The organism is Bradyrhizobium guangdongense, from assembly GCF_006483445.1.
Classification (GTDB): domain Bacteria; phylum Pseudomonadota; class Alphaproteobacteria; order Rhizobiales; family Xanthobacteraceae; genus Bradyrhizobium; species Bradyrhizobium guangdongense_A.
Genome location: NZ_PPPT01000027.1, coordinates 24,681 through 48,136 on the forward strand (window position 1 = coordinate 24,681; position 23,456 = coordinate 48,136).

The 23,456-nt window shown below is 65.3% G+C and carries 28 protein-coding genes; 9 read left to right on the forward strand and 19 right to left on the reverse strand.

The features are described 5' to 3' along the window. Positions 1 to 34 precede the first annotated feature (34 nt). On the forward strand, positions 35 to 784 hold the full coding sequence (locus C2U70_RS04280; protein ID WP_140976616.1) for a TetR/AcrR family transcriptional regulator: 750 nt from the start codon (positions 35 to 37) through the stop codon (positions 782 to 784). A 7-nt stretch (positions 785 to 791) separates the two neighbouring features. Here the strand turns inward: C2U70_RS04280 and C2U70_RS04285 are convergent, their stop codons facing one another. Then, positions 792 to 1,394, reverse strand: coding sequence for a hypothetical protein (locus C2U70_RS04285; RefSeq protein ID WP_140976617.1), 603 nt, complete (start codon positions 1,392 to 1,394; stop codon positions 792 to 794). 164 nt (positions 1,395 to 1,558) lie between these two features. Here C2U70_RS04285 and C2U70_RS04290 point away from each other — a divergent pair, with 164 nt between their 5' ends. Continuing rightward, the gene (locus tag C2U70_RS04290; protein WP_140976618.1) at positions 1,559 to 2,119 is read left to right on the forward strand and encodes an SET domain-containing protein; all 561 of its coding nucleotides are present in this window, start codon (positions 1,559 to 1,561) and stop codon (positions 2,117 to 2,119) included. 107 nt (positions 2,120 to 2,226) lie between these two features. Here the strand turns inward: C2U70_RS04290 and C2U70_RS04295 are convergent, their stop codons facing one another. The 3 genes from C2U70_RS04295 to C2U70_RS04305 form a co-directional block, all read right to left on the reverse strand. Further along, on the reverse strand, positions 2,227 to 3,438 hold the full coding sequence (locus C2U70_RS04295) for an MFS transporter (RefSeq protein ID WP_140976619.1): 1,212 nt from the start codon (positions 3,436 to 3,438) through the stop codon (positions 2,227 to 2,229). 253 nt (positions 3,439 to 3,691) lie between these two features. Then, positions 3,692 to 4,090 (reverse strand): hypothetical protein, encoded by a 399-nt coding sequence (locus C2U70_RS04300; protein ID WP_140976620.1) that lies wholly within the window; start codon positions 4,088 to 4,090, stop codon positions 3,692 to 3,694. 43 nt (positions 4,091 to 4,133) lie between these two features. Further along, positions 4,134 to 4,364 carry a hypothetical protein gene (locus tag C2U70_RS04305; RefSeq protein WP_140976621.1) on the reverse strand — a complete coding sequence of 77 codons (231 nt, stop codon included), beginning with the start codon at positions 4,362 to 4,364 and terminating at the stop codon, positions 4,134 to 4,136. 101 nt (positions 4,365 to 4,465) lie between these two features. Here C2U70_RS04305 and C2U70_RS04310 point away from each other — a divergent pair, with 101 nt between their 5' ends. Continuing rightward, positions 4,466 to 5,284 carry a helix-turn-helix domain-containing protein gene (locus C2U70_RS04310; protein WP_140976622.1) on the forward strand — a complete coding sequence of 273 codons (819 nt, stop codon included), beginning with the start codon at positions 4,466 to 4,468 and terminating at the stop codon, positions 5,282 to 5,284. Between the two features lie 44 nt (positions 5,285 to 5,328). Continuing rightward, positions 5,329 to 6,153, forward strand: coding sequence for a helix-turn-helix domain-containing protein (locus C2U70_RS04315; protein WP_140976623.1), 825 nt, complete (start codon positions 5,329 to 5,331; stop codon positions 6,151 to 6,153). Here C2U70_RS04315 and C2U70_RS04320 read toward each other — a convergent pair. Next, on the reverse strand, positions 6,141 to 6,941 hold the full coding sequence (locus C2U70_RS04320; protein WP_140976624.1) for a thioesterase family protein: 801 nt from the start codon (positions 6,939 to 6,941) through the stop codon (positions 6,141 to 6,143). The genes C2U70_RS04315 and C2U70_RS04320 overlap by 13 nt on opposite strands. Positions 6,942 to 7,101: 160 nt before the next feature. Here C2U70_RS04320 and C2U70_RS04325 point away from each other — a divergent pair, with 160 nt between their 5' ends. Continuing rightward, positions 7,102 to 7,767: a DsbA family oxidoreductase gene (locus C2U70_RS04325; protein WP_140976625.1), complete on the forward strand. Its 666-nt coding sequence runs from the start codon at positions 7,102 to 7,104 to the stop codon at positions 7,765 to 7,767. Positions 7,768 to 7,773: 6 nt separating this feature from the next. Here C2U70_RS04325 and C2U70_RS04330 read toward each other — a convergent pair whose 3' ends face one another. From C2U70_RS04330 to C2U70_RS04360, 7 genes are all read right to left on the reverse strand, one after another. Next, positions 7,774 to 8,964, reverse strand: coding sequence for a GNAT family N-acetyltransferase (locus C2U70_RS04330; RefSeq protein WP_140976626.1), 1,191 nt, complete (start codon positions 8,962 to 8,964; stop codon positions 7,774 to 7,776). Positions 8,965 to 9,081: 117 nt separating this feature from the next. Beyond that, positions 9,082 to 9,579 (reverse strand): DUF6789 family protein, encoded by a 498-nt coding sequence (locus tag C2U70_RS04335; protein WP_246666658.1) that lies wholly within the window; start codon positions 9,577 to 9,579, stop codon positions 9,082 to 9,084. Then, positions 9,576 to 11,015 carry a cytochrome c oxidase accessory protein CcoG gene (gene ccoG / locus C2U70_RS04340; protein WP_140976627.1) on the reverse strand — a complete coding sequence of 480 codons (1,440 nt, stop codon included), beginning with the start codon at positions 11,013 to 11,015 and terminating at the stop codon, positions 9,576 to 9,578. Before ccoG ends, C2U70_RS04335 begins: the two co-directional genes overlap by 4 nt. A 36-nt stretch (positions 11,016 to 11,051) precedes the next feature. Continuing rightward, positions 11,052 to 11,441, reverse strand: a complete 390-nt coding sequence (locus C2U70_RS04345) for a DUF302 domain-containing protein (RefSeq protein WP_140976628.1) — start codon at positions 11,439 to 11,441, stop codon at positions 11,052 to 11,054. 23 nt (positions 11,442 to 11,464) lie between these two features. Then, positions 11,465 to 11,668, reverse strand: coding sequence for a YgaP family membrane protein (locus C2U70_RS04350; RefSeq protein WP_140976629.1), 204 nt, complete (start codon positions 11,666 to 11,668; stop codon positions 11,465 to 11,467). Between the two features lie 24 nt (positions 11,669 to 11,692). Continuing rightward, a complete protein-coding gene (trxC, locus tag C2U70_RS04355) occupies positions 11,693 to 12,136 on the reverse strand; it encodes a thioredoxin TrxC (RefSeq protein ID WP_140976630.1) in 444 nt (147 codons plus the stop codon). Continuing rightward, the gene (locus C2U70_RS04360; protein ID WP_140976631.1) at positions 12,133 to 13,419 is read right to left on the reverse strand and encodes an NAD(P)/FAD-dependent oxidoreductase; all 1,287 of its coding nucleotides are present in this window, start codon (positions 13,417 to 13,419) and stop codon (positions 12,133 to 12,135) included. The genes trxC and C2U70_RS04360 overlap by 4 nt, the downstream gene beginning before the upstream one ends. Positions 13,420 to 13,538: 119 nt before the next feature. On the opposite strand from C2U70_RS04360, the gene C2U70_RS04365 reads away from it, so the two are divergent. The 4 genes from C2U70_RS04365 to C2U70_RS04380 all read left to right on the forward strand — a co-directional run bounded on the left by C2U70_RS04365 (position 13,539) and on the right by C2U70_RS04380 (position 18,546). Then, complete coding sequence (locus C2U70_RS04365) at positions 13,539 to 13,838, forward strand: ArsR/SmtB family transcription factor (RefSeq protein WP_186294055.1); 300 nt, start codon at positions 13,539 to 13,541, stop codon at positions 13,836 to 13,838. 124 nt (positions 13,839 to 13,962) lie between these two features. Beyond that, entirely contained in the window at positions 13,963 to 14,964 is a 1,002-nt protein-coding gene (locus C2U70_RS04370) for an efflux RND transporter periplasmic adaptor subunit (RefSeq protein WP_186294056.1), read from the forward strand. Then, positions 14,961 to 18,179 carry an efflux RND transporter permease subunit gene (locus tag C2U70_RS04375; RefSeq protein WP_140976633.1) on the forward strand — a complete coding sequence of 1,073 codons (3,219 nt, stop codon included), beginning with the start codon at positions 14,961 to 14,963 and terminating at the stop codon, positions 18,177 to 18,179. Before C2U70_RS04370 ends, C2U70_RS04375 begins: the two co-directional genes overlap by 4 nt. 10 nt (positions 18,180 to 18,189) lie before the next feature. Beyond that, entirely contained in the window at positions 18,190 to 18,546 is a 357-nt protein-coding gene (locus C2U70_RS04380) for a carboxymuconolactone decarboxylase family protein (RefSeq protein WP_140976644.1), read from the forward strand. Positions 18,547 to 18,607: 61 nt separating this feature from the next. On the opposite strand, the gene C2U70_RS04385 is transcribed toward C2U70_RS04380, so the two are convergent. The 7 genes from C2U70_RS04385 to C2U70_RS04415 form a co-directional block, all read right to left on the reverse strand. Further along, positions 18,608 to 18,940: a hypothetical protein gene (locus C2U70_RS04385; RefSeq protein WP_140976634.1), complete on the reverse strand. Its 333-nt coding sequence runs from the start codon at positions 18,938 to 18,940 to the stop codon at positions 18,608 to 18,610. Positions 18,941 to 19,068: 128 nt separating this feature from the next. After that, a complete protein-coding gene (locus tag C2U70_RS04390) occupies positions 19,069 to 19,482 on the reverse strand; it encodes a DUF3830 family protein (protein WP_140976635.1) in 414 nt (137 codons plus the stop codon). Beyond that, positions 19,475 to 20,743, reverse strand: coding sequence for an allantoate amidohydrolase (locus C2U70_RS04395; protein WP_140976636.1), 1,269 nt, complete (start codon positions 20,741 to 20,743; stop codon positions 19,475 to 19,477). The genes C2U70_RS04390 and C2U70_RS04395 overlap by 8 nt, the downstream gene beginning before the upstream one ends. A 55-nt stretch (positions 20,744 to 20,798) precedes the next feature. After that, positions 20,799 to 21,530, reverse strand: a complete 732-nt coding sequence (locus C2U70_RS04400) for an amino acid ABC transporter ATP-binding protein (protein ID WP_140976637.1) — start codon at positions 21,528 to 21,530, stop codon at positions 20,799 to 20,801. Beyond that, positions 21,517 to 22,167 carry an amino acid ABC transporter permease gene (locus C2U70_RS04405; protein WP_140976638.1) on the reverse strand — a complete coding sequence of 217 codons (651 nt, stop codon included), beginning with the start codon at positions 22,165 to 22,167 and terminating at the stop codon, positions 21,517 to 21,519. Before C2U70_RS04405 ends, C2U70_RS04400 begins: the two co-directional genes overlap by 14 nt. Then, complete coding sequence (locus C2U70_RS04410) at positions 22,164 to 22,832, reverse strand: amino acid ABC transporter permease (protein WP_140976639.1); 669 nt, start codon at positions 22,830 to 22,832, stop codon at positions 22,164 to 22,166. The genes C2U70_RS04405 and C2U70_RS04410 overlap by 4 nt, the downstream gene beginning before the upstream one ends. 33 nt (positions 22,833 to 22,865) lie before the next feature. Then, the coding region (locus C2U70_RS04415) for a transporter substrate-binding domain-containing protein (protein WP_140976640.1) at positions 22,866 to 23,456 on the reverse strand (591 nt) is incomplete at its 5' end.

The following is a 23,456-nucleotide window of genomic DNA, read 5'->3' on the forward strand; positions in this document are numbered from 1 at the left end:
TACACTGTCAAAATTGCGTGACATAAGTTGACTTATGGCCAAGACCGACACTGCGCGCCGCCCGCGCGCCAAGAGAGCATCACCCTCCGCATCCGTTGCGCGACCGCGCCTTGCGCGCAAGGCCGGCCCCGCGAAGAGCACGAGCGCCAAGACCGAAACGCCCTATCACCATGGCGCGCTGCGCGAGGCCCTGCTGCAGGCGGCCGAGCGCATTCTGGAGCGTGACGGTCTTGCCGGCCTCACGCTGCGCGCGGTGGCGCGCGAGGCGGGCGTGTCGCATGCCGCGCCCACGCATCATTTCGGCGATCTGACCGGGCTGATCTCGGAGCTCGCGGCGATCGGCTTCCGCAATTTCAATGCGGCCATGGTTGCCGCCCGCAACAGCGAAACGCATCCGTTGATGAAGGGGATGGCGAACGCCAAGGCCTATGTCGCCTATGCGCGCGCGCATCCCGGCATGTACAGCCTGATGTTCCGCACCGAGCGGCTCGATTACTCACGGCCGTCGTTGCACGAGGCCGCCAGCGCCTCGTTCAAGGGCCTGGCGAGCTCGGCCCGCTTCGCGCCTCCCGAGCAGCTCACCGAGGATGCGCTCGAGGCCTTGTCGCTCGAGCATGCCGCGGTCATCGCGCGCAACTGGTCGCTGGTGCACGGCTTCACCATGCTGATGCTCGACGGGCGCCTCAGCGACATCCTGCATCGCCTGCCGCCGGGCACCACGCCCGAAAAGCTTCTCGAAGCGGTTCTGCTGTCGACGGTCGCCAATAAGCAACCGGGCTGCTAATCGGGGTCTAGCGCGCGACGAGCTCCACCGCGCGGCCGCTCGCACCCACGATCTTCAGTTCGTCCTTGCCGCATTTGAAGCCGCGCGCAAGTTCGTCCGCAGCCTTGCGCGCGAGCTCGTTGGCGTTGGGATTGGCGATCGCATCGACATAGGCGACATGGCAGACCGCTCCCGGCGGCAGCCGCGTCACGACCAGCAGCGCCTTGGTGTTCGGCCGTCCCTGCTTGTCGGGGTCGTTGTTGTCGGCGATGTGCCAGCGCTGGATGATCGCGAATGGCTTGCCGTCGGCGGCGCGCCACTCGACGGTGTGCTCACTCGAATTGAACGGGCCGAACCAGACCTCGGCGGCGGGCTCCTTGGCGGCCGCCGAACGGTTCTTTCCGACCGAGACGATTTCGCGAAGATCGTCCTCCGAGATCAGCACGATGAGGCCGGCCTTGCCCGGACACACCCGCACGGTGCTGTCGTCGACACCATTGCCTGCGCTTCTAACGCGGCAATCCCTGGGCGCGGTCGAGGTATAGCTGCTGCCGAAAGATTGGGCGTGGGCCGGGCCATACCAGGCGCAAGCAAGCAGCGCGATCAGGCAGGCGAGCGTGACATGCTTCATGACGAGGCCTCCGGCCCCCTGGAACTCTCTCCATCAGACGTGTTCATTGTGGGGAAGGTTCAAACTTGGCTCCGAGGCACCTGACAGCGGCGCGGAATCGTTCTAGAAGGGCGCCTTCGCCTGAGCCCTCGCGGCTCCATTCGCGTTTCTCAACTTTCTCGGTCATGCCCGCTATCTCCTCGAACAAACCGTTTCGCGTCGGCCGCTCCAAGACTGGACTTGGTCTCTTCGCCACCAAACCGATCAAGAAGGGGACCCGGATCATTCGCTATTTCGGGCCGATCCTGGATTCCCGGATCAAGGAACAGGACGACATCGAGAACAAATATCTGTTCGAACTGAACGGCCGCTGGACCATCGACGGCTCCGTGCGCAAGAACGTCGCCCGCTACATCAATCATTCCTGCCGGCCGAACGCGGAATCCGACGTGCGCCCGCGCGAGCGCAAGGTCTTCATCCGCGCCATCAAGAACATCGAGCCGGGCGACGAGATCAACTACGACTACGGCACCGACTATTTCAAAGCCTATCTGAAGCCGATCGGCTGCAAATGCGCCTCATGTGAGACCAAGCGCAAGAAGCTGCGCGCCGAAGCCCGTGCCGAACGCGCCAAGGTCAAGGCCCGCGCGGAGCGCAAGGCGCAGAAGGCCACCGGCAAGGCGCCCGCAAAGAAAAAGCTGAACGGCAAGCATTTTAACGGCAAGGTCGGGCGCGTTCGGGGCTAAGTATTCGCTGGAACGCGTCGTAGCCCGGATGAGCGAAAGCGACATCCGGGATCCTTGTCCGTGGCTTCCCGGGTATCGCTTCGCTCACCCGGGCTACGAACTCAGGCCTATCTCACCGCCCGTCGATACAGCACCAGCAGCAGTCCAAACAGCACGGCCGCCGACACCCCAAGCGACCAGTGGATGCCGATCCCGGCGCCGACGACGCCCACGGTGAGGCCAGAAAAGGCGCGCATGCCGAGGCCGGCCATGTTGAACAGGCCCACCACGCGGCCGCGGCTGTCGGCCGGCGCGTTGATCTGCACCAGCGCCTGCGCCATCGTGTTGAACGACAGCTCAAAGAATCCGGCCGCAAACAGCAGCGCAATGGCGACACCATAGATTCCGACGGTGGCGAAACCGAGCAGGGTGACGCTCCAGAGGATCGCGAGCAGGATCGCGGTCCGCGGGCTCGGTTTCAGCCGTCCCCAGGATTCGAGCGCGATGGCCGCGAGCACCGCGCCGCCGGCGTCGGCCGCCAAGAGCACGCTGTAGGACACGCCGGGGTCGCCATGGCCGAGATCGCCGGCAAAGCCCGGCATCTGGGCGTGATAGGCGTTGCCGATCATGAAGGAGGTGAGGCCCGCGAGCCACGTCATCGAGGTCAGCACCGGCTGCTTTGCGATGTCGCGGATGGTCTGCACGATGTCGCCAAAGCCGCGCACCGCGAAGCGCCGCGGTGTCGCGCTCCTGTCGCTCGTCGGCGCCCAGAACAGCCACAGCAGCATCGGCAGATAGAACAGCGTGTTGAGGATGATGCCGTGGGCAGGTCCCAGTGCCAGCATGATGACGCCGCCCACGGCGGGGCCGACCAGAATGCCGAGATAGCGCGCCATTGCGTTCAGCCGCACGGCGCTCGGCAGGTCCTGAGGGCCCACGATGTCGAACAGCAGGAGCTGGTTCGGCGTCTGCCACAGCACGCCGGCACAGCCATGGATCACCAGCAGCAGCATCGCATGCCACATCTGCAGGCTGTCGGTGAGGAAGAAGAGGCCCCATCCGGCCGACGCCACAATGAAGAGCAGCATGCCGCACTGGATGATACGCCGCGGGTCGAAGCGGTCGGCCAGCCCGCCGACGGCGACGGAAAACAGCAGGAACGGCAGCCAGTGCGACAGCACGGCAAAGCCGCCGAGCGTCGGCGAATGGAATTTCTGGAACACCACCCAGTAGCTGATCACATGCTCGACATTGTCGGCCATCATCGCCAGCACATAGGCTGCGAACTGCATGCGATAGGGCCGCGACTTCATGGCTGCGAAGGAACTGGACGCAGCCACGGACGCCGTCGAGGATGGAGGGTTCAAGCGATCACCAGGGATTGGCCGGCCCTTGCCGGCATTTGGCTTCCGCTTGCGCCGATACACGGTCGTTTCCGTGCACTCAAGAGGCTCGGGCGCAAACCAGCCCCGCATCGCGGCCGAAATGCGCATTGGAAGAGCGGCGCTCGCAATGACGAGCGAGGCGCCTGCAAACTGCTTCTCCAGCGTCGTCCTGGCACCAGGGCGACGCTGGAGGATTCGGCAGCGCGCCTTACGCGGCCATTGCACTCCCGCTCTTGCGCAGGCCGATGAACTGCAGCTCGGCGAACACGCCGGTGGCAATCGCCTGCGCCACGACCATGACGACGCCCAGCAAATTCGGCGACACGGCGCCGGAGAGCAGCAGCGCGATGCTGCCGACCGTCCACAGCGCGTTGCCGACCACGACCAGCAGCACCAGCGCCTTTGGCACCGCGCCGCGCGAGGCGAGCCATCCGACAAGCGCGGTGTAGGCGATCAGGAACAGGCCGGTCTCGCGCAACAGCGCCTCCGGCAGGTTGAACAGCGCGGCAAAGGCGGCGGCACCGAAGGTGAAGCCGAGGGCTGCGACGCCGCTGAAGACGGCATCGGCGAGCAGGGCGCGGCGCAGGAAATTGGATGCATGGATCATGGTCAGTCTCCTTCTTGAGGTTTCCTTGGGGGCGGGTGAAAAATCAACGCGCGCCGCGCCACCAGGCGCGGACGAGGGCGGTGAGGCGGAACGGGCAGAGGCTCTTGCCGACGCTGTGTTCGAACGCCAGAACCTGGACCACCACGAACTCGCCGGTCGAGTGCACCAGCGGTTCCGGCATGTTGAGGTGGCGTGCCAATGCGCGGGTCGCGAGCTTCACGGCCCAGGGCAAGACGCTGTCGGCGAGGGTGCGGTAGATCAGCAGCGCGATCATGGTTCATCTCCTGTGGTGACGAAGATGCGCCGTCCCGCTCGGCAATTCGATTACCTCCCGGGTAATGGAAGGGCCGAGATTCGCATGCTAGGTTTCTCATCATGAACGCACATGCATCCATGGCCCGGGCCGCCGAAAAATCCCAGCCGATCCATATCGGCGACCATTTGCGCGAATGGCGGCAGCGCCGTCGCATGAGCCAGCTCGACCTCGCGGTCGAAGCCGAGGTCTCGGCGCGCCATTTGAGCTTCGTCGAGACGGGGCGTGCCGCGCCGTCGCGCGACATGGTGCTGAAGCTTGCCGAGCGCCTCGATGTGCCCCTGCGTGAACGCAACGTGCTGCTGGTTGCGGCCGGCTATGCGCCGGCGTTCCAGCAGCGCCCGCTGGAGGATCCTGCCTTGAAGTCAGCCCGCCAGGCGATCGATCTCGTGCTGAAGGCGCATGAGCCGAACCCCGCGCTCGCCGTCGACCGGCACTGGAATCTGGTGTCGGCCAACCGCATGGTGGCGCCGCTGCTCGAAGGCATCCCACAGCGGCTGCTCGGCCAGCCCGTCAACGTGCTGCGGCTCGCCTTCCATCCCGAGGCGCTGGCGGCACGGACGGTGAACCTCGCCGAATGGTGCGGGCATCTTCTGGAGCGCCTGCATCGGCAATGCGAGGCGACCGCCGACCCCGAGCTGATCAAGCTCTACAACGACCTGAAGGCCTTTCCGATCCCGGCACGCTCGGCGCCGCTGTCGAGCGACAACGTCGCGATCCCCTTCAAGATGCGGCATCAGGGCGAGATCCTCAGCTTCTTCTCCACCACCATGGTGTTCGGCACGCCGGTCGACATCACGCTGTCGGAATTGGCGATCGAGACGTTCTTTCCGGCCGACGAAAAGACCGCGGAGCGGCTGCGAGCGATGCAGCCGCGCTGATCGGCAGCGTTTACAGCTCCGCGGGCCGCTCGTAGAATCCTGGCATGGATACCCGCGCGTCAAAACCCCTTCGGCCTGCCAATCCCGTCGGCGATCTCCTGCGTGGCTGGCGCACGCGCCGCGCGTTGAGCCAGGCGGAGCTGGCGTTTGAGGCTGGTATCTCGATCAAGCATCTGAGCTATGTCGAGACCGCGAAGGCGACGGCAAGCAGGAACATCCTGCTACAACTTGCCTCCGCGCTCGATCTGTCCCTGCGCGATCGCAACGCGCTGCTCGAGGCCGGCGGCTTTGCGCGCCAATATGGCGAACGAGATTTGTCTGCGCCGGAGCTCGCCGACGCGCGCCGCGCCATCGATCTCCTCCTGAGCCGTCACGAGCCGTTCCCGGCGATCGTGACCGACCGGCGCTGGAACGTGATGCAGGCGAACCGCGCCGCCTTGCGCCTGATGACAATGTTGCTGGGCGAAGAGCGCATGCAGCGGCCGCTCAACCACATGCGGATGTTCCTCGCGCCGAACGAGCTCAGACCGTTCGTCGAGAACTGGCTAGGCGTCGCGGCGGCCTTGTTGTCCCGGGCACGTCACGAGGCGATGGCCGCGCCGCTCGACGAGGCCCTGCAATCGACCTGGCGCGAGCTGATGCGGATGTCCGACCTCCCGGCATCTCAGATCGAGGAGGGCGCTGCACCCGGTCCGCTCTGCGAGGTACGCCTGCGCAAGGGCGAGATCGGCATCGGCCTGATCGGCGCGGTGCTGACGCTCGGCACGCCGCAGGACGTGACGCTGCAGGAGCTCCGCGTCGAGATGTTCATGCCGGCCGACGCTGCCTCAGAGGCTACGCTGACCGCGCTTGCCGCTCAGGACGCCTGAGCCTGCGCCGCCTCGCGCCGTTCGAAGCTCATCGCCTGCATCACCTCCGCGAACGGCCCCTTGTGATCGCTCAGCGTTGCCTGGGTGAGGCCCGCGCCATTGGCGCCGACGCGCGTGGCGGCGCGGATCAGGACCCATTCGTCCTCCGGCGCGCGAAAGAAATAGAGGCTGATCTCGGGATTGATGAACGTCCATTCGCGCATGTCGACGATCTGCGCCACACCGCTGGAGAAATCGGCGGCCTGAACCGCCTGCAGCAGAGGTGTGTTGGTCTCGCCCTCGACGAGCGGCGCATCGAGCCGCATCCAGGCGGCCGCGGGACCGGGCTTCTCCAGCGCACCTTCGATCAGCCGCACCGAGACGTTCTGGAAGTAGCGGCTCCATTTTTGCGCGAAGGCAGGCGGCGGCGTGCCGGCGTCGGGCGCCTTGTCGGGAGAGGCTGCCTTGGCGAACGGATCCCTCGGCGTTTCGCTGCCCTCGGCCGTGAGCAACGCGGTGCAGCGGCCGATCTCGGTTTCGCCGTCCATCAGCCGCACCTGCACGGTCTTGGCCTTGCGGCCATCGCGCAGCAGCTCAGTCCTGGTGGTAAAGGCGCGCAGGCCCGCGGGCCGCCAAAGATCGAAGGTGAGGCGGCGCACGGCAAAGCCCGAGTCCTTCGCGATCCGTTCGACGTCGCGGGTCATCAGTGCGGTGGTCGCACTTCCCTGCAGCATGTCCGGCGACCACGGTCCGCCGGCATGCTCGGTGGCGCGGAACGATTGGCCTTCCGGCCTGAAGATGGCGGTCATCGCGGTCTCCCATGGGTCGATCTTGGTCGCGAGTATCGGTGGGGGTCGCCGGGGGCACAATAACCGCAGAGGTGCAGTCGTGAGCCATGCGGAACCCATGTCTTGCGCGGCACCCGGTTCGGCTTATCTTGGGCCGATCAAATTCGCCCGGGAGACACATATGAGCACGCTCAAGCCGCTGAAAATCGACGTCGTCTCCGACGTGGTGTGCCCGTGGTGCTATATCGGCAAACGCCGCATCGAGAGCGCGCTGGCGCTGGTGCCCGACGTTCCCGTTGAGCTGACCTTTCGGCCGTTCTTCCTCAATCCCTGGGTGCCGCGCGAGGGCATCAGCCGCGAGGACTATCTCACGCAGAAGTTCGGCTCGGTCGAAGCCTACAAGGGCATCGCCGGCCGCGTCGTCGCGGCTGCAGGCGAGGAGGGGTTGACCTACCGGCCCGAGCTCGTGCAGCGCCAGCCCAACACGATCGATTGCCACCGGCTGATCCACTGGGCCGGCGCGATCGGCAAGGCGCCGGAGATGAAGCAGCGCCTGATGGAGCTCTATTTCCGTGACGGCGGCGATCTCACAGATGTCAACGTGCTGGTGCAGGCGGCCGCCGATGTCGGCCTCGATGCCGACGACGTGCGCCGGCGCCTCGCCACCGACGAGGATGTCGCGCGCATTTCGGCTGATGCTCAGGAAGCCGCGGAAAAGGGCATCTCCGGCGTGCCGACCTATGTCTTCGCGCAGAAATATGCGGTTTCGGGCGCTCAGGATCCGAACCTGCTCGCACGGGCCATCCGTCAGGTGTCAGCCGAGATCAACGCGCAGGCGGCAGAGTAATCGCCGCTACTTACGGAGCAGGCGAACGGCGCGCCGCGCCAGCCCCAGCGCAAACCCCCGCGCAACCAGCGCCGCATGGATCAGTGCGACCGTGGGATCGTTCCGTCGCAACGGGATCAGCACGTCGCCGATCGCAAGGCGGCCGCGCCAGATCGGATTGATCATGGGGTGGTCGGCGCTCGCGGTGGAATCGGCGCTGGCAATCGCGGGATCGGCGCAGAGGTGGCGGGTCAATTCCAGCGTGAGCAGCACGCCCGGCGAATACTTTGCAAAGCGCTCGTCGATGCCGAGCTTGAAGAAGAACGCGCGAGTTTGATGCCGCAGCACGATGCCGGCCGCGACAGGCGTAGCGCCGGCGCGCAGCATGATGATCTCGCACTGGCCGGTCTCGGCCAGCGCCGGGACGGCGCGGCGGATGAACGCGGCGTCGCCAGCGTTCTGCACGAGTGCTGTGCCGCGCTTGCCCTTCCAGCCGCTGGCTTCGAGCGGGAGGAATGTTTCGAGTGCGGCGCCGATATCGCGCGGCGTGCGCGCAATCTCGAACGCGACAACGCCATGGCTTTCGAGCCGGTGACGCTGGCGACGCAGCTCTTTCAGCTTCTTGCCGCCCAGTCCCGCGCGCAGCAGCGTCTCGCTGTCCTGCGTGGCGTCGAGGGCGGCGCGTGTATAGGACGTCAGCACCTGCGACGAGAGGCCTTCGCGGGCAAGGCTTGCGTTGATCGCCGTCATCGCCGCGCCGTCGAGCGCGACGTCGCGCAGGATCAGCGCATGCGCGCCGGCCTGGCGCGCCTGGTCGAGCAGTTGCGTGGCAGCATCACCGGCTGCGGCGCGATCGAGTGGCGGGCTGCACAGCGTGCCGTAGGGATGTGCGCTCACCAGCGTGGGCAGAGGAATCTTCCACGCGCGCCACAGCGAGACCACCGGCATCAATCCGGTCAAGCGGTTCGACGCATCGAAGGCACAGAGCGCGTCGGCACCAGTACGACCGTGCGCCGAGGCGCTGACCGCGAGCTCCCAGCCGGGCAGGTAGTAGCCGTTCGGCTCGCTCGCGCGATCGCTGAGCGATTGCCACTGGGCGAGGTCGACGGATGCGAGGGGAATGAGTGGCGCGGTGCCTTCCGGATTGCGGCCGCGCGAAGCCGTGGCATCCCTCATCGGTGCAGGATTGATCGCAGATCGATGTGCGATATCGACCACGTCCCAAATTTCCCATTTGCGCGGGCGGGCGCTTACGCCTGGCCGCATTGTCAGGCCAAATGTAATGCAAAGATTGGAAAATACCGTTGGCGCGCGCCTTCAATTCGAGCGGTAGCGTTAACCGTGCGTTGACCGTGTTCGATCGAGGGCCGCATAGGCGATGCCGACGAACACGCTATAGGCAAGCACCATCGCGAGCGAGAAGGCGGCGGGCCACGGTCCGAGGCCCATGTCCGATGCGAATGGGCCGCGGCCGAGCATCGGGAACAGGAACAGTCCCATGGCGACCCAGCCGACGAGGCCCAGGACGAGACCCTTCGCCGCCCCGCTACGGCCGGGCAGCCGGGAGTAGATCAGCGAAAAGGCCAGACTGATGATCAGCGTCCCGTTGATGAACGACAGCAGCCAGGGAAGCGCCGGCTGCACGGACTCGCCGAGCGCGGCGCCCAGCACGCGCTGGAGGTCCTGGTAGGGTTGGAACGCCGGCAGCCAGCCCATTCGCTCCTTCAGGACCATCAGCGTCCCGTGCGCTATGTTGCCGCACAGGCCGGCGACGACGGCGCGCCAAAGTCGATCCGCGGTCGAGCGCGGCATCGCCATAGCGACGCCGCTCATTGGTCCGCCGGCACGAAATGATCGCCCGCGCTCACGGTCTGTCCGTTGGCGATGTCGGTCATGGTGACCGCGATCCCGACCGCCTTTTGCGGCACATGGGCCTTGTCGACCTGGACCGACAATCTGACCTCGCGGGTCTGGTCCTGGCCGACCTCGACGACCAGCTTGCCGTCGGGCTTGCGGTCGATGCCCGCGATCCGGAGGGTCGCGCCGGGCAGGCCTGTGATGTCGAGCGCAAAACTGCGTTCCGCCCCCTTGTTGAGCAGGCGCACGGTGTAGTCGTTGCGCACGCCCCCATCGGAGAGCTGCACGAACAACGGGTTGCGCTCGTGCAGCACGTTGACGTCCATCGTGCTGCGGGTGGCGAGCGTGTAGAGCATGATGCTGCCGACGATGGCGATCGCGACAACGTAGATCAGCGTCCGCGCGCGGACGATCCGGTAGATCGGCGCCTTGCCCTCGCGGCGGCGCTGCATGTTGATATCGGTGTCGTAACCGATCAGGCCGGTCGGCCGGCCGATGTCGCGCATGATGTTGTCGCAGGCGTCGATGCACAGCCCGCACTGGATGCAGCCGAGCTGGATGCCATGGCGGATGTCGACCCCGGTCGGGCAGACGTTGATGCATTGATGGCAGTCGACGCAGTCGCCGGCGGGGTCGCCCTGGATGCGCGCGGCCTCCGCCTTCTTCACCGACATCCGCGGCTCGCCGCGGTCGCGGCGATAGGTGACGTTGAGCGCCCATTCGTCGGTCAGCGCCGCCTGAATGCGTGGCCACGGGCACATGTAGATGCAGACCTGCTCGCGCGCGTGGCCGGCGAAAAGGTAGGTCGTGGCGGTCAGGATGCCGATCCAGAGATAGGCGACGAACGGTGCCTGGAAGGTCGCAAGCTCCTTCACCAGCGTCGGTGCGTCCGCGAAATAGAGCACCCAGGCGCCGCCGGTCCACCACGCGATCATGATCCAGAGGAAATGCTTGAGTGCGACCCTGCGGACATGATCGAACGTCCAGCCGCGCTTGTCGCCGATCATGCGCTCGCGCCGGTCACCCTCGACCCAGCGTTCGACCGCATAGAACAGGTCGGTCCACACCGTCTGCGGACACATGTAGCCGCACCATATCCGCCCCGCGACCGCGTTCATCAGGAATAGCGTCATCGCCGCGATGATGAGCAGGCCGGTGAAGTAATAGACCTCCTGCGGCCATAGCTCGATGAAGAAGAAGTAGAAGCGGCGGTGTGGAAGATCGACCAGCACGGCCTGGCTCGGCAGGCCAGGCCCGCGATTCCAGCGCACGAAAGGCAGCAGGTAGTAGACCCCGAGCGTGATGCACAGGATCGTCCATTTGATGCGGCGGAACCGCCCGTGAACCGACTGTGGATAGACCTTCTTGCGCTTCTCGTAGAGCGGGCCTTCGATCAGGGTTTCATTGGACATGGGGCGAAAATTCCTCGCAATCGATAGTGGCTGCCCTCAGGCGATCTCGGCGACGACCTGCTTGAGCATTTCGCGCACCTGGTTCGCCACCGCGCCGAGCTGCGGGTTTTCGATCGCGGCCATCGAGGCCACGGGATCGACCGCCGAGATCTCGACCTTGCCGCCGTCGCGCTGCTGGACCACGACGTTGCATGGCAGCATCGTTCCGATCTTATCCTCCAGCGTCAGGGCTTGGTAGGCGAGCTTTGGATTGCAGGCGCCGAGGATCAGATAGGGCCGGAAATCGGCGCCGATCTTCTTCTTCAGCGTGTCCTTGACGTCGATCTGGGTCAGCACGCCGAAGCCGTGGTTCTTCAGGGCCGCGGTCGTCGCCGTGACAGCCGCGTCGAACGGCAGGTCGACGGTCTTGGAGAAATGATAGGTCATGCTTGCTCCTCCGTTGAAGCGCGTCAGGAGAACGCGCAGCCGCCGCGCAGGCCGAGCTTCTTGAACACGATCGCCGCGGGGCAGAAGCCGGTGAACGAGGCCTGGATCATGTTCAGCCCGGCGAACGCCGTCAGCAGGTACCAGTAGGCGTTGACATAGGTGCCGAGCGCGAGGCCGAGCAGGACGACGAATCCTGCGAAGGCGAGGACGGCTTTGTCGACATTCATGGGATACTCCTTTTCAAGGTGAAGTTACGGATTTGCGAGAGCGGATTCGGTCCAGGCGACGATGCTGCGTGCATCCATCGCGCCGGCATGGCGGGCAACCTCGCGGCCGCCGCGCATCAACAAGAGGGTCGGGATGCCCGAGATGTTGAGGCGCGACGACAAGGCCTGTGCGTTGTCGGAATTGAGCTTCAACATCCGGACCCGCGGCTCGAGCTCGCGCGCCGCACGCTCGAACTGGGGCGCCATGGCGCGGCAGGGACCGCACCAGGGCGCCCAGACGTCGACCAGCACCGGGATGTCGCTGTTGGCGACGTGGCGGCCGAAGGCGTCCGCGTCGACCTCGATCGGATGCCCGGTGAAGACAGGCTGATGGCAGGCGCCGCAGCGCGCGCCTTCCGGCGCGCGGGCGGCGGGCAGGCGGTTGGTCCGCCCGCAATGGCCACAGACGACCTGGTGCGTCGCACTCATGTGCCGGTCCTGACTTCCTTGATCTTGTTGATGTTGAGCTTGTCGAGCACGAAACGCTCGTAGAACGGCTCGCTCTCGCCGCGGCGCATCTTGCGGAGGAAGTATTTTTCGAAGGCGACCTTGGCGTAGTGCACCCACTCGCCCTTGGACGACCAGTTGACGTTGCGCGGCGGGATCTGCGGCTGCGCCAGGAAGGCGACGCCGGAATCGCCGAAATCGGCAAGGCAGATTGCATTCCAGGTCGGCACCGCCGTCGGAGCCTGTCCGCGCAGCAGGGCGCCAATGTTCATGGCGGTCGCCGTCACCATGGATTCGATCATGAAGCCGGTCTTGGGCACGCCGACCGGCACCGGCGTCGCCCCGACCGGCGCGATCGCGACGCACACCCCGACCGCGAAGACGTTGGGGAAGGCCGGATTGCGCTGGTGTTTGTCGACGAGGACGAAGCCGCGCGGATTGGTGAGCTTGTCGATGCCGCGGACGGCCTCGACACCGCGGAACGCCGGCAGCATCATCGAATAGGCAAAGGGCAGGTCGTGTGCCTTGTGAACGGTGCCGTTCTCGGCAAACTCCTCCACCGACATCATGCCCGGGCTGACGCTCGCCACGCGCGCGTTGGTGATCCATTTGATGTGCTTCTCGCGCATCTCGCTTTCGAGCAGGCCTTTGGTGTCGCCGACGCCGTCGAGCCCGAGATGGCCGATATAGGGCTCCGACGTGACGAAGGTCATCGGCACCCGATCGCGCAGCTTGCGCCGGCGCAGCTCGGTTTCGAGGATGAACAGGAACTCGTAGGCCGGGCCGAAGCAGGAAGCGCCTTGCACCGCGCCGATCACGACGGGACCTGGATTGGCAGCGAGCTTCTCGAACGCGTCCTTGGCGTGGGAGGCGTGATCGACGTGGCAGATCGACTGGGTGTGGCCCTGCGGCCCGAGGCCGGGGATCTCGTCGAAGGCGAGCTCAGGGCCGGTCGCGACCACGAGATAGTCGTAGTCGATCGAAGTGCCGTCGCCGAGCTCGACACGGTTCTCGGTCGGATGCACGCGCTTGGCGCCCTGCGTCAGCAGGCGCACACCCTTGCGCTTCATGATGTCGGCGAGATCGATCTCGATCTCGCCGCGCTTGCGCCAGCCGATCGCCACCCAGGGATTGGAGGGGACGAAGTGATACACCGCGCCCTGCGAGATCACGCTGATGCGATCGTCCTTTCTCAACTGGGGCAGCAATTCATAGGCCATCAGCGTTCCGCTCAGGCCGGCTCCGATTACGACGATTTCCGCCATGGGTACCTCTCCGTATTGGACTGGGATGCACCGCCGGTTCGGTTCCGGCTGTTCTGCGATGCTTGACTATATATTCGAACATGCGTATATACGCAAGTATGAAAATAGATAGCGAAGTGATGGAGCAGGCGGCGGATCAGGCAAGTGACCTTCTGAAGGCACTCTCCAACCGGCACAGGCTCCTCATCATCTGTCAGCTCATCGACGGCGAGCATTCTGTCGGCGAGCTGGCCGAATTCCTGGGCCTCAGGGATTCCACGGTGTCCCAGCATCTTGCGCTCCTTCGCAAGGATGGCCTGGTATCCGCGCGGCGCGACGCGCAGACGATCTTTTATTCGATCGCGAGCGAACCCGCGCGCGAAGTCCTGAAGACACTCTACCAAGTGTTCTGCGCACCGAAGTCCGCAAGAACAAAATGAACGGTATGAGCGAATGAGCCGCGGCGCGTTGAGCAAGATCAACGTGCCGCCCTGCAATGCCGATGAAATGAGAGGACGCCGCGCAAAGCGGCGCGATGGTTCCATGATTTCGCGGGTATGTCCCATGCGACGCGTTGTGCTCACCTTGGGATTGGCGGCAGCCTTTGGCGCCGCTCTTGTCCCGATCCGCCTTGCGGCGGCCGAACTGGTTACTGTGACGCAACAGAACGTTGCCGACGAAAAGGCCGTGTTCGCGACGGTGGAGAGCATCAGCGTCGTGCCTGCACGCGGCCGCATCGGCGGTACCGTGGTCCAGCTCAAGGTGAGGGAAGGCGACCGCGTCAGCGCCGGTCAGGCGATCGCCGCGATCGGCGACGACAAGCTCGCTTTGCAGATGAAGTCGCTCGACGCGCAGATCGAAGCACTGCAGGCGCAGGCGAACCAGGCGCAGATCGACTTCACGCGTATCGAGGGGCTGGTCGAGCGCGGCACGCTGCCGCGCGTCAAGCTCGACGAGCAGCGCACGGCGTTGAACGTCGCCGAGAACGGCCTGCGGGCCAAGACCGCCGAGCGAGCCGTGATCAACCAGCAGCTCAGCGAAGGCCAGGTGCTGGCGCCGTCGGACGGTCGGGTGCTGAAGAAGCTCGTCACCGTCGGCTCAGTCGTGCTGCCCGGCGATGCCATCGCCACCGTAGCCCAGCAGAATTTCAAACTGCGGCTGCGCGTACCCGAGCGGCATGCGCGTGCCCTCAAGGCCGGCGACAAGATCCGTGTCGATGGCGCCGAGCTGGGCGGCGAGGCGTCCAAATGGGGTGTGATCGAGCTGGTCTATCCGCAGATCGAGGAGGGGCGCGTCATTGCGGACGCGACCGTGGACGGGCTCGGCGAATACTTTGTCGGCGACAGGCTTCGAGTATGGATTTCGGGCGGTTCGCGGCCGGCTTTCGTGATCCCGGCAAGCTACGTGAAGACGCGGTTCGGCATCGACTATGTCCAGCTCCGCAAGGCTGACGGCTCGGTCGAGGTGCCCGTGCAGCGCGGCCGCGACATGCCGACGCCTGCGCTCCCCGACGGGCTCGAGATCCTGTCCGGCATCCGTGCCGGCGACCAGTTGGTGCGGCCGTGAATCTCGGATTGTCAGGACGATTGACCAAAGCGACGATCGCATCGCCGCTCACGCCGCTGTTCCTCATCGCCGCGCTCGTCGTCGGCCTGATGGCCGTCGTCGTGATTCCGCGCGAGGAGGAGCCGCAGATCAGCGTGCCGATGGTCGACATCCGCATCAATGCGGACGGCTTGCGTGGACCCGATGCCGTCGAGCTGGTGACCAAGCCGCTGGAATCGATCGTCAAGGGCATCGACGGCGTCGAGCACGTCTATAGCCAGACCGAGGACGATCGCGTGATGGTCACCGCGCGCTTCCTGGTCGGCACCAAGTTCGAGGATGCCATTCTGCGCGTCCACGAAAAAATCCGCGCCAATCTCGATCGCATCCCGGTCGGCATTCCAGAACCCCTGATCGTCGGCCGAGGGATCAATGACGTCGCAGTGACGGTGTTGACGTTGTCGCCCAAGCCGGAAGCGGCCGCGCGTTGGACCGACAAGGACCTCTATGAGCTCGCCGAGAAACTGCGCGCTGAACTGATGAAGGTCGACAATATCGGACTGACCTACATTTCCGGCGGTGCGGCCCAGCAGATCAAGGTCGAGCCCGATCCGGAAAAGCTGTCGCTGTACGGCATTACGCTGCAGCAGCTCGTGGCCAAGGTGAAGGACGCCAACCGCTCGTTCCTGGCGGGCCAGGTCCGCGATGCCGGCACCATGCGCAACGTCGCAGCCGGCCAAACGCTCTCAGGCATTCCCGATATCGGGCTGCTGCTCATCACGACCCGCGACGGCCGGCCGGTCTACGTCAAGGACGTGGCGTCCGTCATCGTCGGCCCCAGTACGATCGAGCACCGGGTCTGGAACGATGCGCGCGACGGCAAGGGGCAGTGGACGCGGACGCCCGCGGTCAGCGTGGCGCTTGCCAAGCGCGCCGGCGCCAACGCGGTTATCGTCTCCGAGGACATCGCCAGGCATCTGGAAGGGCTGAAGTCGCGCCTGATCCCGGACGACGTCCAGGTGACGGTGACGCGGGACTACGGCGAAACCGCCAATGAGAAGGCGAACGAGCTGCTGTTCCACCTGGCGCTCGCGACCGTCTCGATCGTCGTGCTGATCGCGATCGCGATCGGCTGGCGCGAGGCACTGGTGACCTTCGTCGTGATTCCGACGACGATCCTGCTCACGATGTTCGCCGCCAATTTGATGGGTTACACCATCAACCGCGTCAGCCTGTTCGCGCTGATCTTCTCGATCGGCATCCTGGTCGACGACGCCATCGTCGTGGTCGAGAACATCGCGCGTCACTGGGGCATGCGCGACGGCCGGCCGCGCTTGCAGGCGACCATCGAGGCCGTCGCCGAGGTCGGAAATCCCACCATCGTTGCGACGCTCACCGTCGTCGCCGCCCTGTTGCCGATGCTGTTCGTGTCCGGGCTGATGGGCCCCTACATGGCGCCGATTCCGGCCAACGCCTCGGCTGCGATGCTGTTTTCGTTTTTCGTCGCCATGGTGGTTGCGCCGTGGCTGATGCTGAAGCTGGCGCCGAGGGGTGAAGTGACGGCCGCGCATGATGCGCATGACGAGGGCCGGCTCGGCCGCCTCTACCGGCGCTTTGCGACGCCGATCGTCAGGAGCAAGCGCTCGGCCTGGATATTCCTGCTCGGCGTCGGCATCGCCACGCTGCTGTCGATGACGCTGTTCGCGACCAAGTCGGTGACAGTCAAGCTGCTGCCGTTCGACAACAAGTCCGAGATCGCTGTTATCGTCGACCTGCCGGAAGGCGCGAGCCTCGAAGCGACCGAGCGCACGCTGTTCGGCGCGGCTGAGATCGCGCGCCAATTGCCGGAGGTCACCTCGCTGCAATCCTATGCCGGCACGCCGGCGCCGTTCAATTTCAACGGCCTCGTGCGGCACTATTATCTGCGCGAGAAGCCCGAGCTGGGCGAAGTGCAGGTCAACCTGACTGCTCGCGGCGAGCGCAAGCGGGCGAGCCACGACATTGCGCTCGAGCTGCGCGAGAAGCTCAAGGCGCTCGATCGGCCCGATGGCACCAGCATCAAGGTGGTCGAGGTGCCGCCGGGTCCGCCGGTGCTTGCGACGCTGCTCGCGGAAATCTACGGACCTGACGCGGCGACGCGCCGTGCCGTCACGGCCGAGCTGAAGAAGGTTTTTGCAAAAGTGCCCTTCATCGTCGACGTCGACGATTCCATCGGCGAGAAGCGGCCGCGGCTGCGGCTGTCGATCGACCAGGACCGGCTCGAGTTCTTCGGCGTCGAGCAGCGCGACGTCTACGACACGATCCAGGTCCTGTTCGGCGGCACCTCGGTCGGCTATTCGCATCGCGGCGAGGACCGCAATCCCATCGCGATCGCGGTGCATCTGCCCAAGCGCAGCCTGGTCTGGGACGAGGCGCTGGCGTCCACTCCCGTTCCCGCCAACACGCTGCCGGGCAGCAAGACGGTGGTCGAGCTGGGCCAGGTCGTGAAGGCGACGATGGAAGAGGGCTCGCCGGTGATCTTCCGCCGCGACGGGCGCTTCGCCGACATGGTGATGGCCGAGCTTGCCGGCCGCTTCGAGGCGCCGCTTTACGGCATGCTCGAAGTCGCAAAGCAGGTCGATGCCCATGACTGGGGTAGCGTGCCAAAACCTGCGATCAGCCTGCACGGGCAACCCACGGACGAGCAGCGCCCGACGCTGCTGTGGGACGGCGAGTGGGAGATCACCTGGGTGACGTTCCGCGACATGGGCGCAGCCTTCGGCGCTGCGATCCTCGGCATCTATGTGCTGGTGGTGGCCCAGTTCAAAAGTTTCCGCCTGCCGCTGGTCATCCTGACGCCGATCCCGCTGACGCTGATCGGCATCCTGATCGGGCACTGGCTGCTCGGCGCGCCCTTCACAGCCACCTCGATGATCGGATTCATCGCGCTTGCCGGCATCATCGTGCGCAACTCGATCCTGCTGGTGGATTTCATCCGCCATAGCGGGGCCGAGGGCAGGTCCCTGCGCGAAATCGTGCTGGAGGCCGGCGCCGTCCGCTTCAAGCCGATCCTCCTGACCGCGCTCGCGGCCATGATCGGGGCCGCGACCATTTTGCTCGACCCGATCTTCCAGGGGCTGGCGATCTCGCTGCTGTTCGGGCTCGCGTCGTCGACGCTGCTGACCGTGCTCGTCATCCCCGCGATCTACATCGCACTTCGCACGCCGCGCGAAGCGCCTCATGCCGAACCGAACTGACGAGGACAAGATGGACAAGAACTACCCTGAAATCACCAGGCAGATATCGGCCAACCTGAAAAAGCTGCGCCAGGACATTCCCGACACGATGCAGGGGTTTTCGGCGCTTGCGAAAGCGGCGACCCGCGAAGGCGCGCTCGACAAGAAGACCAAGGAGCTGATTGCGCTTGCAATCGGAATTGCCACGCGTTGCGACGGTTGCATCGGCTTCCATACCGAGGCGCTGGTCAGGCTGCATGCGACCCGCGAGGAGTTCGAAGAGACATTGGCCATGGCCATCTATATGGGCGGCGGACCCTCGCTGATGTATGCGGCGGATGCGATCGCTGCCTTCGAGCAGTTCCAGCAGCAGGCGGTTGCCGCCTGAGCGCATGCGAAAAGGACCGGACGGCGCGAGCCGTCCGATCCTCGTCCATCATGGGATGGAATTACCAGCGGTCGCCGACACCCACGCCGACGCTGACGCCGGGCGCGCGAATGCCGACACCGGCGCGCGGGCCGTCGTCCCAGGTGTGATCGCGATAGACGCGGCGCTCGTAATAGCGGTCGCGCGGCATGTAATTGTAGGAATCGCGCACGATCACGCGCGCCCCGCCACGGGTGCGATAGCAGTTGCCGGCATCGTCACAGACGAGCCGCACCTGCTGCACGAGATCCGGATTGGCGTATTCGCCGGTCGAATAGATATCGGTCGCCTTCGCGGCACCGGTTGCTGCCAGCGCGCTAATGCCCGCCAACAGGGCGATTGCAACTGTCCTCATTCAATGTCCTCCTTCGTCCCGAAACTGCCCTCGCGAGGGACAAGACCGGGAGAGGGCATTCGTTCCCCAAAGGAGGTTCCCACGTGACGTCGGTGTGCGCGCTGGTTCCTTGCGACTGCCAGTTCCAGCTAGACCGCTTCGAACACGATCTTCTGCGTGCCCTGCCACAGCACCATCTTGCCGAGCGCGGCGAGGTTCTCGAGGCCCGAGGTCAGGGTGATGAAATGGTTGCCGGCGAGCTGGCCCATCTTGCTCGCGAACCGGACGCCGCCATAGCCGAGCAGGATTTCGGTCTCGCTGATGCCGCCGGGATAGAGAATGATCTGTCCGGGGGCCGGATAGCTGGTGTGATTCTCGTAGTCGACACCGAAGGCCAGATCGCCGAGGGGAATCCACACGCCTTCGCCGCTCCAGCGGACGTGGATCACCTGGCTCTCGAACGGCAAATGCTTGCGGAAGGCCGCGCAGGTTTTTGGTGCGAGCTCGCTCTCGAATCTGGCGCCGAACGTGAACGGGCCGGCGGTGACGCGAAGATCATCCATTATTTTTCTCCTTCTTGCGACCCTCGTCGCGAAAATTTTCGATGACGTCCAGAAGCACGCGCGCGCCGGTCTCGACGTCAGCGTCGTCGACGTGCTCGTCCGGATGATGACTGACGCCGCCGCGGCAGCGCACGAAGATCATGCCGATATCGGTGATGTCGGCGATCGCCATGCCGTCATGCCCCGCGCCGCTGGGCAATGTCATCGGCGCAAAACCGCAGCGGACGATCGCTTCGGAGATCTGCGTCGCGAGCCAGGAGGCGCAGGGAACGCTCCGGCCCTCATGGGTCACGTCGATCTGGGGACGCAGGCCGCGCGTCTCGGCAATGCGCTCGATGGTCTTGACGGCTGACGCGACGGCGAGACGCCGGTGCTCATCCGAGGCGCAGCGCATGTCGATGGTGAAGATGACGCGCCCGGGGATGACGTTGGAGGCGCCGGGATCGGCTCTGAGATAGCCGACCGTGCCGAACAGTCCGATGTCGTTGCGGCACTGGGTCTCGATGGCGACGATGCATTCGGCGGCGCCCGTGAGGGCGTCATGGCGCATGGCCATCGGCACGGTGCCGGCGTGGCCGGCCATTCCCTCGAGCGTCACGTTCAGCCGGGTCGCGCCGCTGATTGCGGAGACGACGCCGACAGGCAGGGCTTGCGCCTCCAGCACCGGGCCCTGCTCGATGTGGAGCTCGATATAGCCAAGAAACTCGCCGGGCGCGCGGGCGGCCGCGCCAATGTGATCGGGATCAAGTCCGAAGCGTTGCATGGCCTCGCGAAGCGATACGCCGTCGGAGTCGCGGGCCCTCAGCGTGCCTTCGTCAAACGTTCCGGCGACGGCGCGGCTTCCCAGCAGCGTCGAAGCGAAGCGCACGCCTTCCTCGTCGGCAAACGCAATCACTTCGATTGCAAAAGGCAGGCGTTTGCCGCGCCGGTTCAGTTCGGCGACGCAGGCGATGGCCGTGACGATCCCGAGTGGGCCGTCCCATTTGCCGGCATCGCGCACCGTGTCGTAATGCGAGCCGAGCAGCAGGGCCGGTCGCCGTGACTCTTCGCCCTCGTAGCGGCCCACGACATTGCCGATCGCGTCGACCCGCGCCGACATGCCGGCCTCACGCATCCAGCCTGCCAGCAGATCCCCGGCGCGACGATGCTCGGAGGACAGATAGACGCGCGTCAGCGCGTCCGGGGTCTCGGAAATCTGGCCGAGTTCCTCGATGCGGGCGATGATGCCCGGACCGAGGCGCGGTGATGCTTGCTCACGCATCTGGGGCTGCGTTCCTGTCTGTACGTTTCTTCTTGAGCCGCTCGATGTCGTTTCGTCAGTGCAGGGAGGCACCGACGAATTGCGCCAGTTCCGGTGTCGTCGGGTTGGCAAAGAGCTGTTTCGGCGGCCCTTCCTCGTGCACCTTGCCCTGGTGCATGAAGACCAGCTTGGTTCCGACGTCGCGCGCGAAGCGCATCTCGTGGGTCACGAGGATGAGCGTCATGCCGTCCCTGGCGAGCTGCTCGATCACCCGCAAGACTTCGTTGACGAGCTCGGGATCGAGCGCGGAGGTGATTTCATCGCACAGCAGCACGTTCGGGCGCATCGCCAATGCCCGCGCGATCGCGACGCGCTGCTGCTGGCCGCCCGACAATTGCGACGGATAATTGCCGGCCTTGTCGGCTAGTCCGACCTTCGCCAGCATTTCCTTCGCGAGCTCCTTGGCGCGGATCTCGCCTTCCCGGTTCACCACGCGGGGCGCGAGCATGACGTTCTCGGCGGCGGTGAGGTGCGGAAACAGGTTGAACTGCTGGAACACCATGCCGACATTGCGGCGGAGATCGCGTAAGTCGGCGCGCGCCTTGGCGACGTCGATGCCGTCGACCGAAATGCCGCCCGCGTCGTAGGTCTCGAGCCCATTGATGCAGCGGAGCAGGGTGCTCTTGCCGGATCCCGACTTGCCGATGATGGCGACCACGGCGCCGCGCGGGATCTCGACCGAGACGCCCTTGAGCACCTCGACTGCGCCAAAACTCTTGCGCACGTTCTGAATGCTAACGAGCGACATTGGACGTCCTTTCCAGGCGGTGGGCAAACCACGACAGCGGGAAGCAGAGCGCGAAGTAGATCAACGCGACGAGCGAGTAGACGAGGAACGGGCGGAAGGTGGCGTTGTTGAGCATGGTGCCGGCCTTGGTGAGGTCGACAAAGCCGATGATCGAGGCGAGCGCCGTGCCCTTGACGACCTGGACCGAGAAGCCGACCGTCGGCGGGATCGCGATCCGGAACGCCTGTGGGAGGATCACGTACCGCATCTGCTGCATGTAGCTCATCGCCAGCGTGTCGGCGGCCTCCCACTGTCCCTTCGGGATGGCCTCGACGCAGCCGCGCCAGATCTCGGTGAGGAACGCGCTGGTCCAGAACGTCAGCGCGAGCCAGGCCGCAAGCCATGGGCTGACCTCGATGCCGAACAGCGCGACCCCGAAGAAGAACAGGAAGAGCTGCATCAGCAGCGGCGTGCCCTGAAAGAACTCCACATAGATTTTCGTCGTCCATTCAAGCCAGCCGATCCGCGAGACCCGCGCGAACAGCAGCGCAAGACCGACGAGGCCGCCGCTTGCGAACGCGACCAGCGACAGCGCGACGGTCCAGCGCGTCGCCAAGAGCAGGTTGGACAGGATCACCCAGAAGGAGAAGTCGCTCATCGCCCAGGCCCCCGGAACACCAGGCGCCCGATGCCCCGCAGGGCCGCCCGGGTGACGATCGCCAGCAGCAGATACAGGCCCGCAACCACGAGATAGACCTCGAAGGCGCGGAAGTTGCGCGACTGGATGAAATTGGCCGCGTAGGTCAGATCCTCGGCCGAGATCTGCGAGACGACCGCCGATCCCAGCATGACGATGACGATCTGCGACGACAGCGCGGGATAGATCTTCTCGAAGGCCTGCTTGAGAACGACGTAGCGCAGCACTTGCAGGCGGCTCATGGCAAGGCTTACGCCGGCCTCGATGTGTCCCTTCGGCACCGCTTGAATTCCGGCCCGAATGATCTCGGTCGAGTAGGCGCCGAGATTGACGGTCATCGCGAGCACCGCTGCGGTCGTCTCGTTGAGCTTGATGCCGGCGGCCGGCAGCCCGAAGAAGATGAAGAACAACTGCACGATGAACGGCGTGTTGCGGATCACCTCGACATAGGCGCCGGTCAGCCGGTCGAGCCAGCGCGGGCCGAAGCTGCGGGCCGAGGCTCCGAGCGTGCCGAGCGCAATGCCGGCGACCGTCGACACGATCGTCAGCAGGATGGTGAAGACCAGCCCCTTCAGCAGCAGGTCCCAGTAGGGCAGCAGGTCAGCGAAGTGGAGCTTGTAGGTCATCGCCAGGTCGCTCCGTGCGTGCGCTGAGGCGGATCAGAAGCCGGCCGGCAGGGAGGCCTTCAGCCACTTCTGCGAAAGCTTCTCGAGCTCTCCGCCGCTCTTGGCCTTGGCGATGATCTCGTTGACCTTGGCGAGCAGGGCCGGCTCCTCCTTGTTGAGGCCGACATAGCAGGGCGAGTCCTTGATCACGAATCTCAGGGTCGGCGCACGGCCTGTGCTCTTCTCCGCGATTGCGGCCGCCACGGTGTTGCCGGTGGCGATCAGGTCGACCTGGCCGGCGATGAAGGCCGCGATGGTCGCATTGTTGTCCTCGTAGCGCTTGATCGTCGTGCTCGACGGCGCCGTCTTGGACAGTTCCTGCTCCTCGATCGATCCGCGGGTGGCGCCGACGGTCTGCCCGGCGAGATCCTCGACCTTGGCAATCTTGCTGTCCTTGGTGCCGTAGACGCCGGAGAAGAACGGTGCGTAAGCCGCGGAGAAGTCGATGACCTTCTCGCGATCCGGGTTCTTGCCCAGGCTCGAAATCACAAGATCCGCCTTGCGCGTCTGAAGATAGGGGATGCGGTTGGCGCTGGTCACCGCGATGATCTCGACCTTAACGCCCAGCTCCTTGGCGACGAGGTT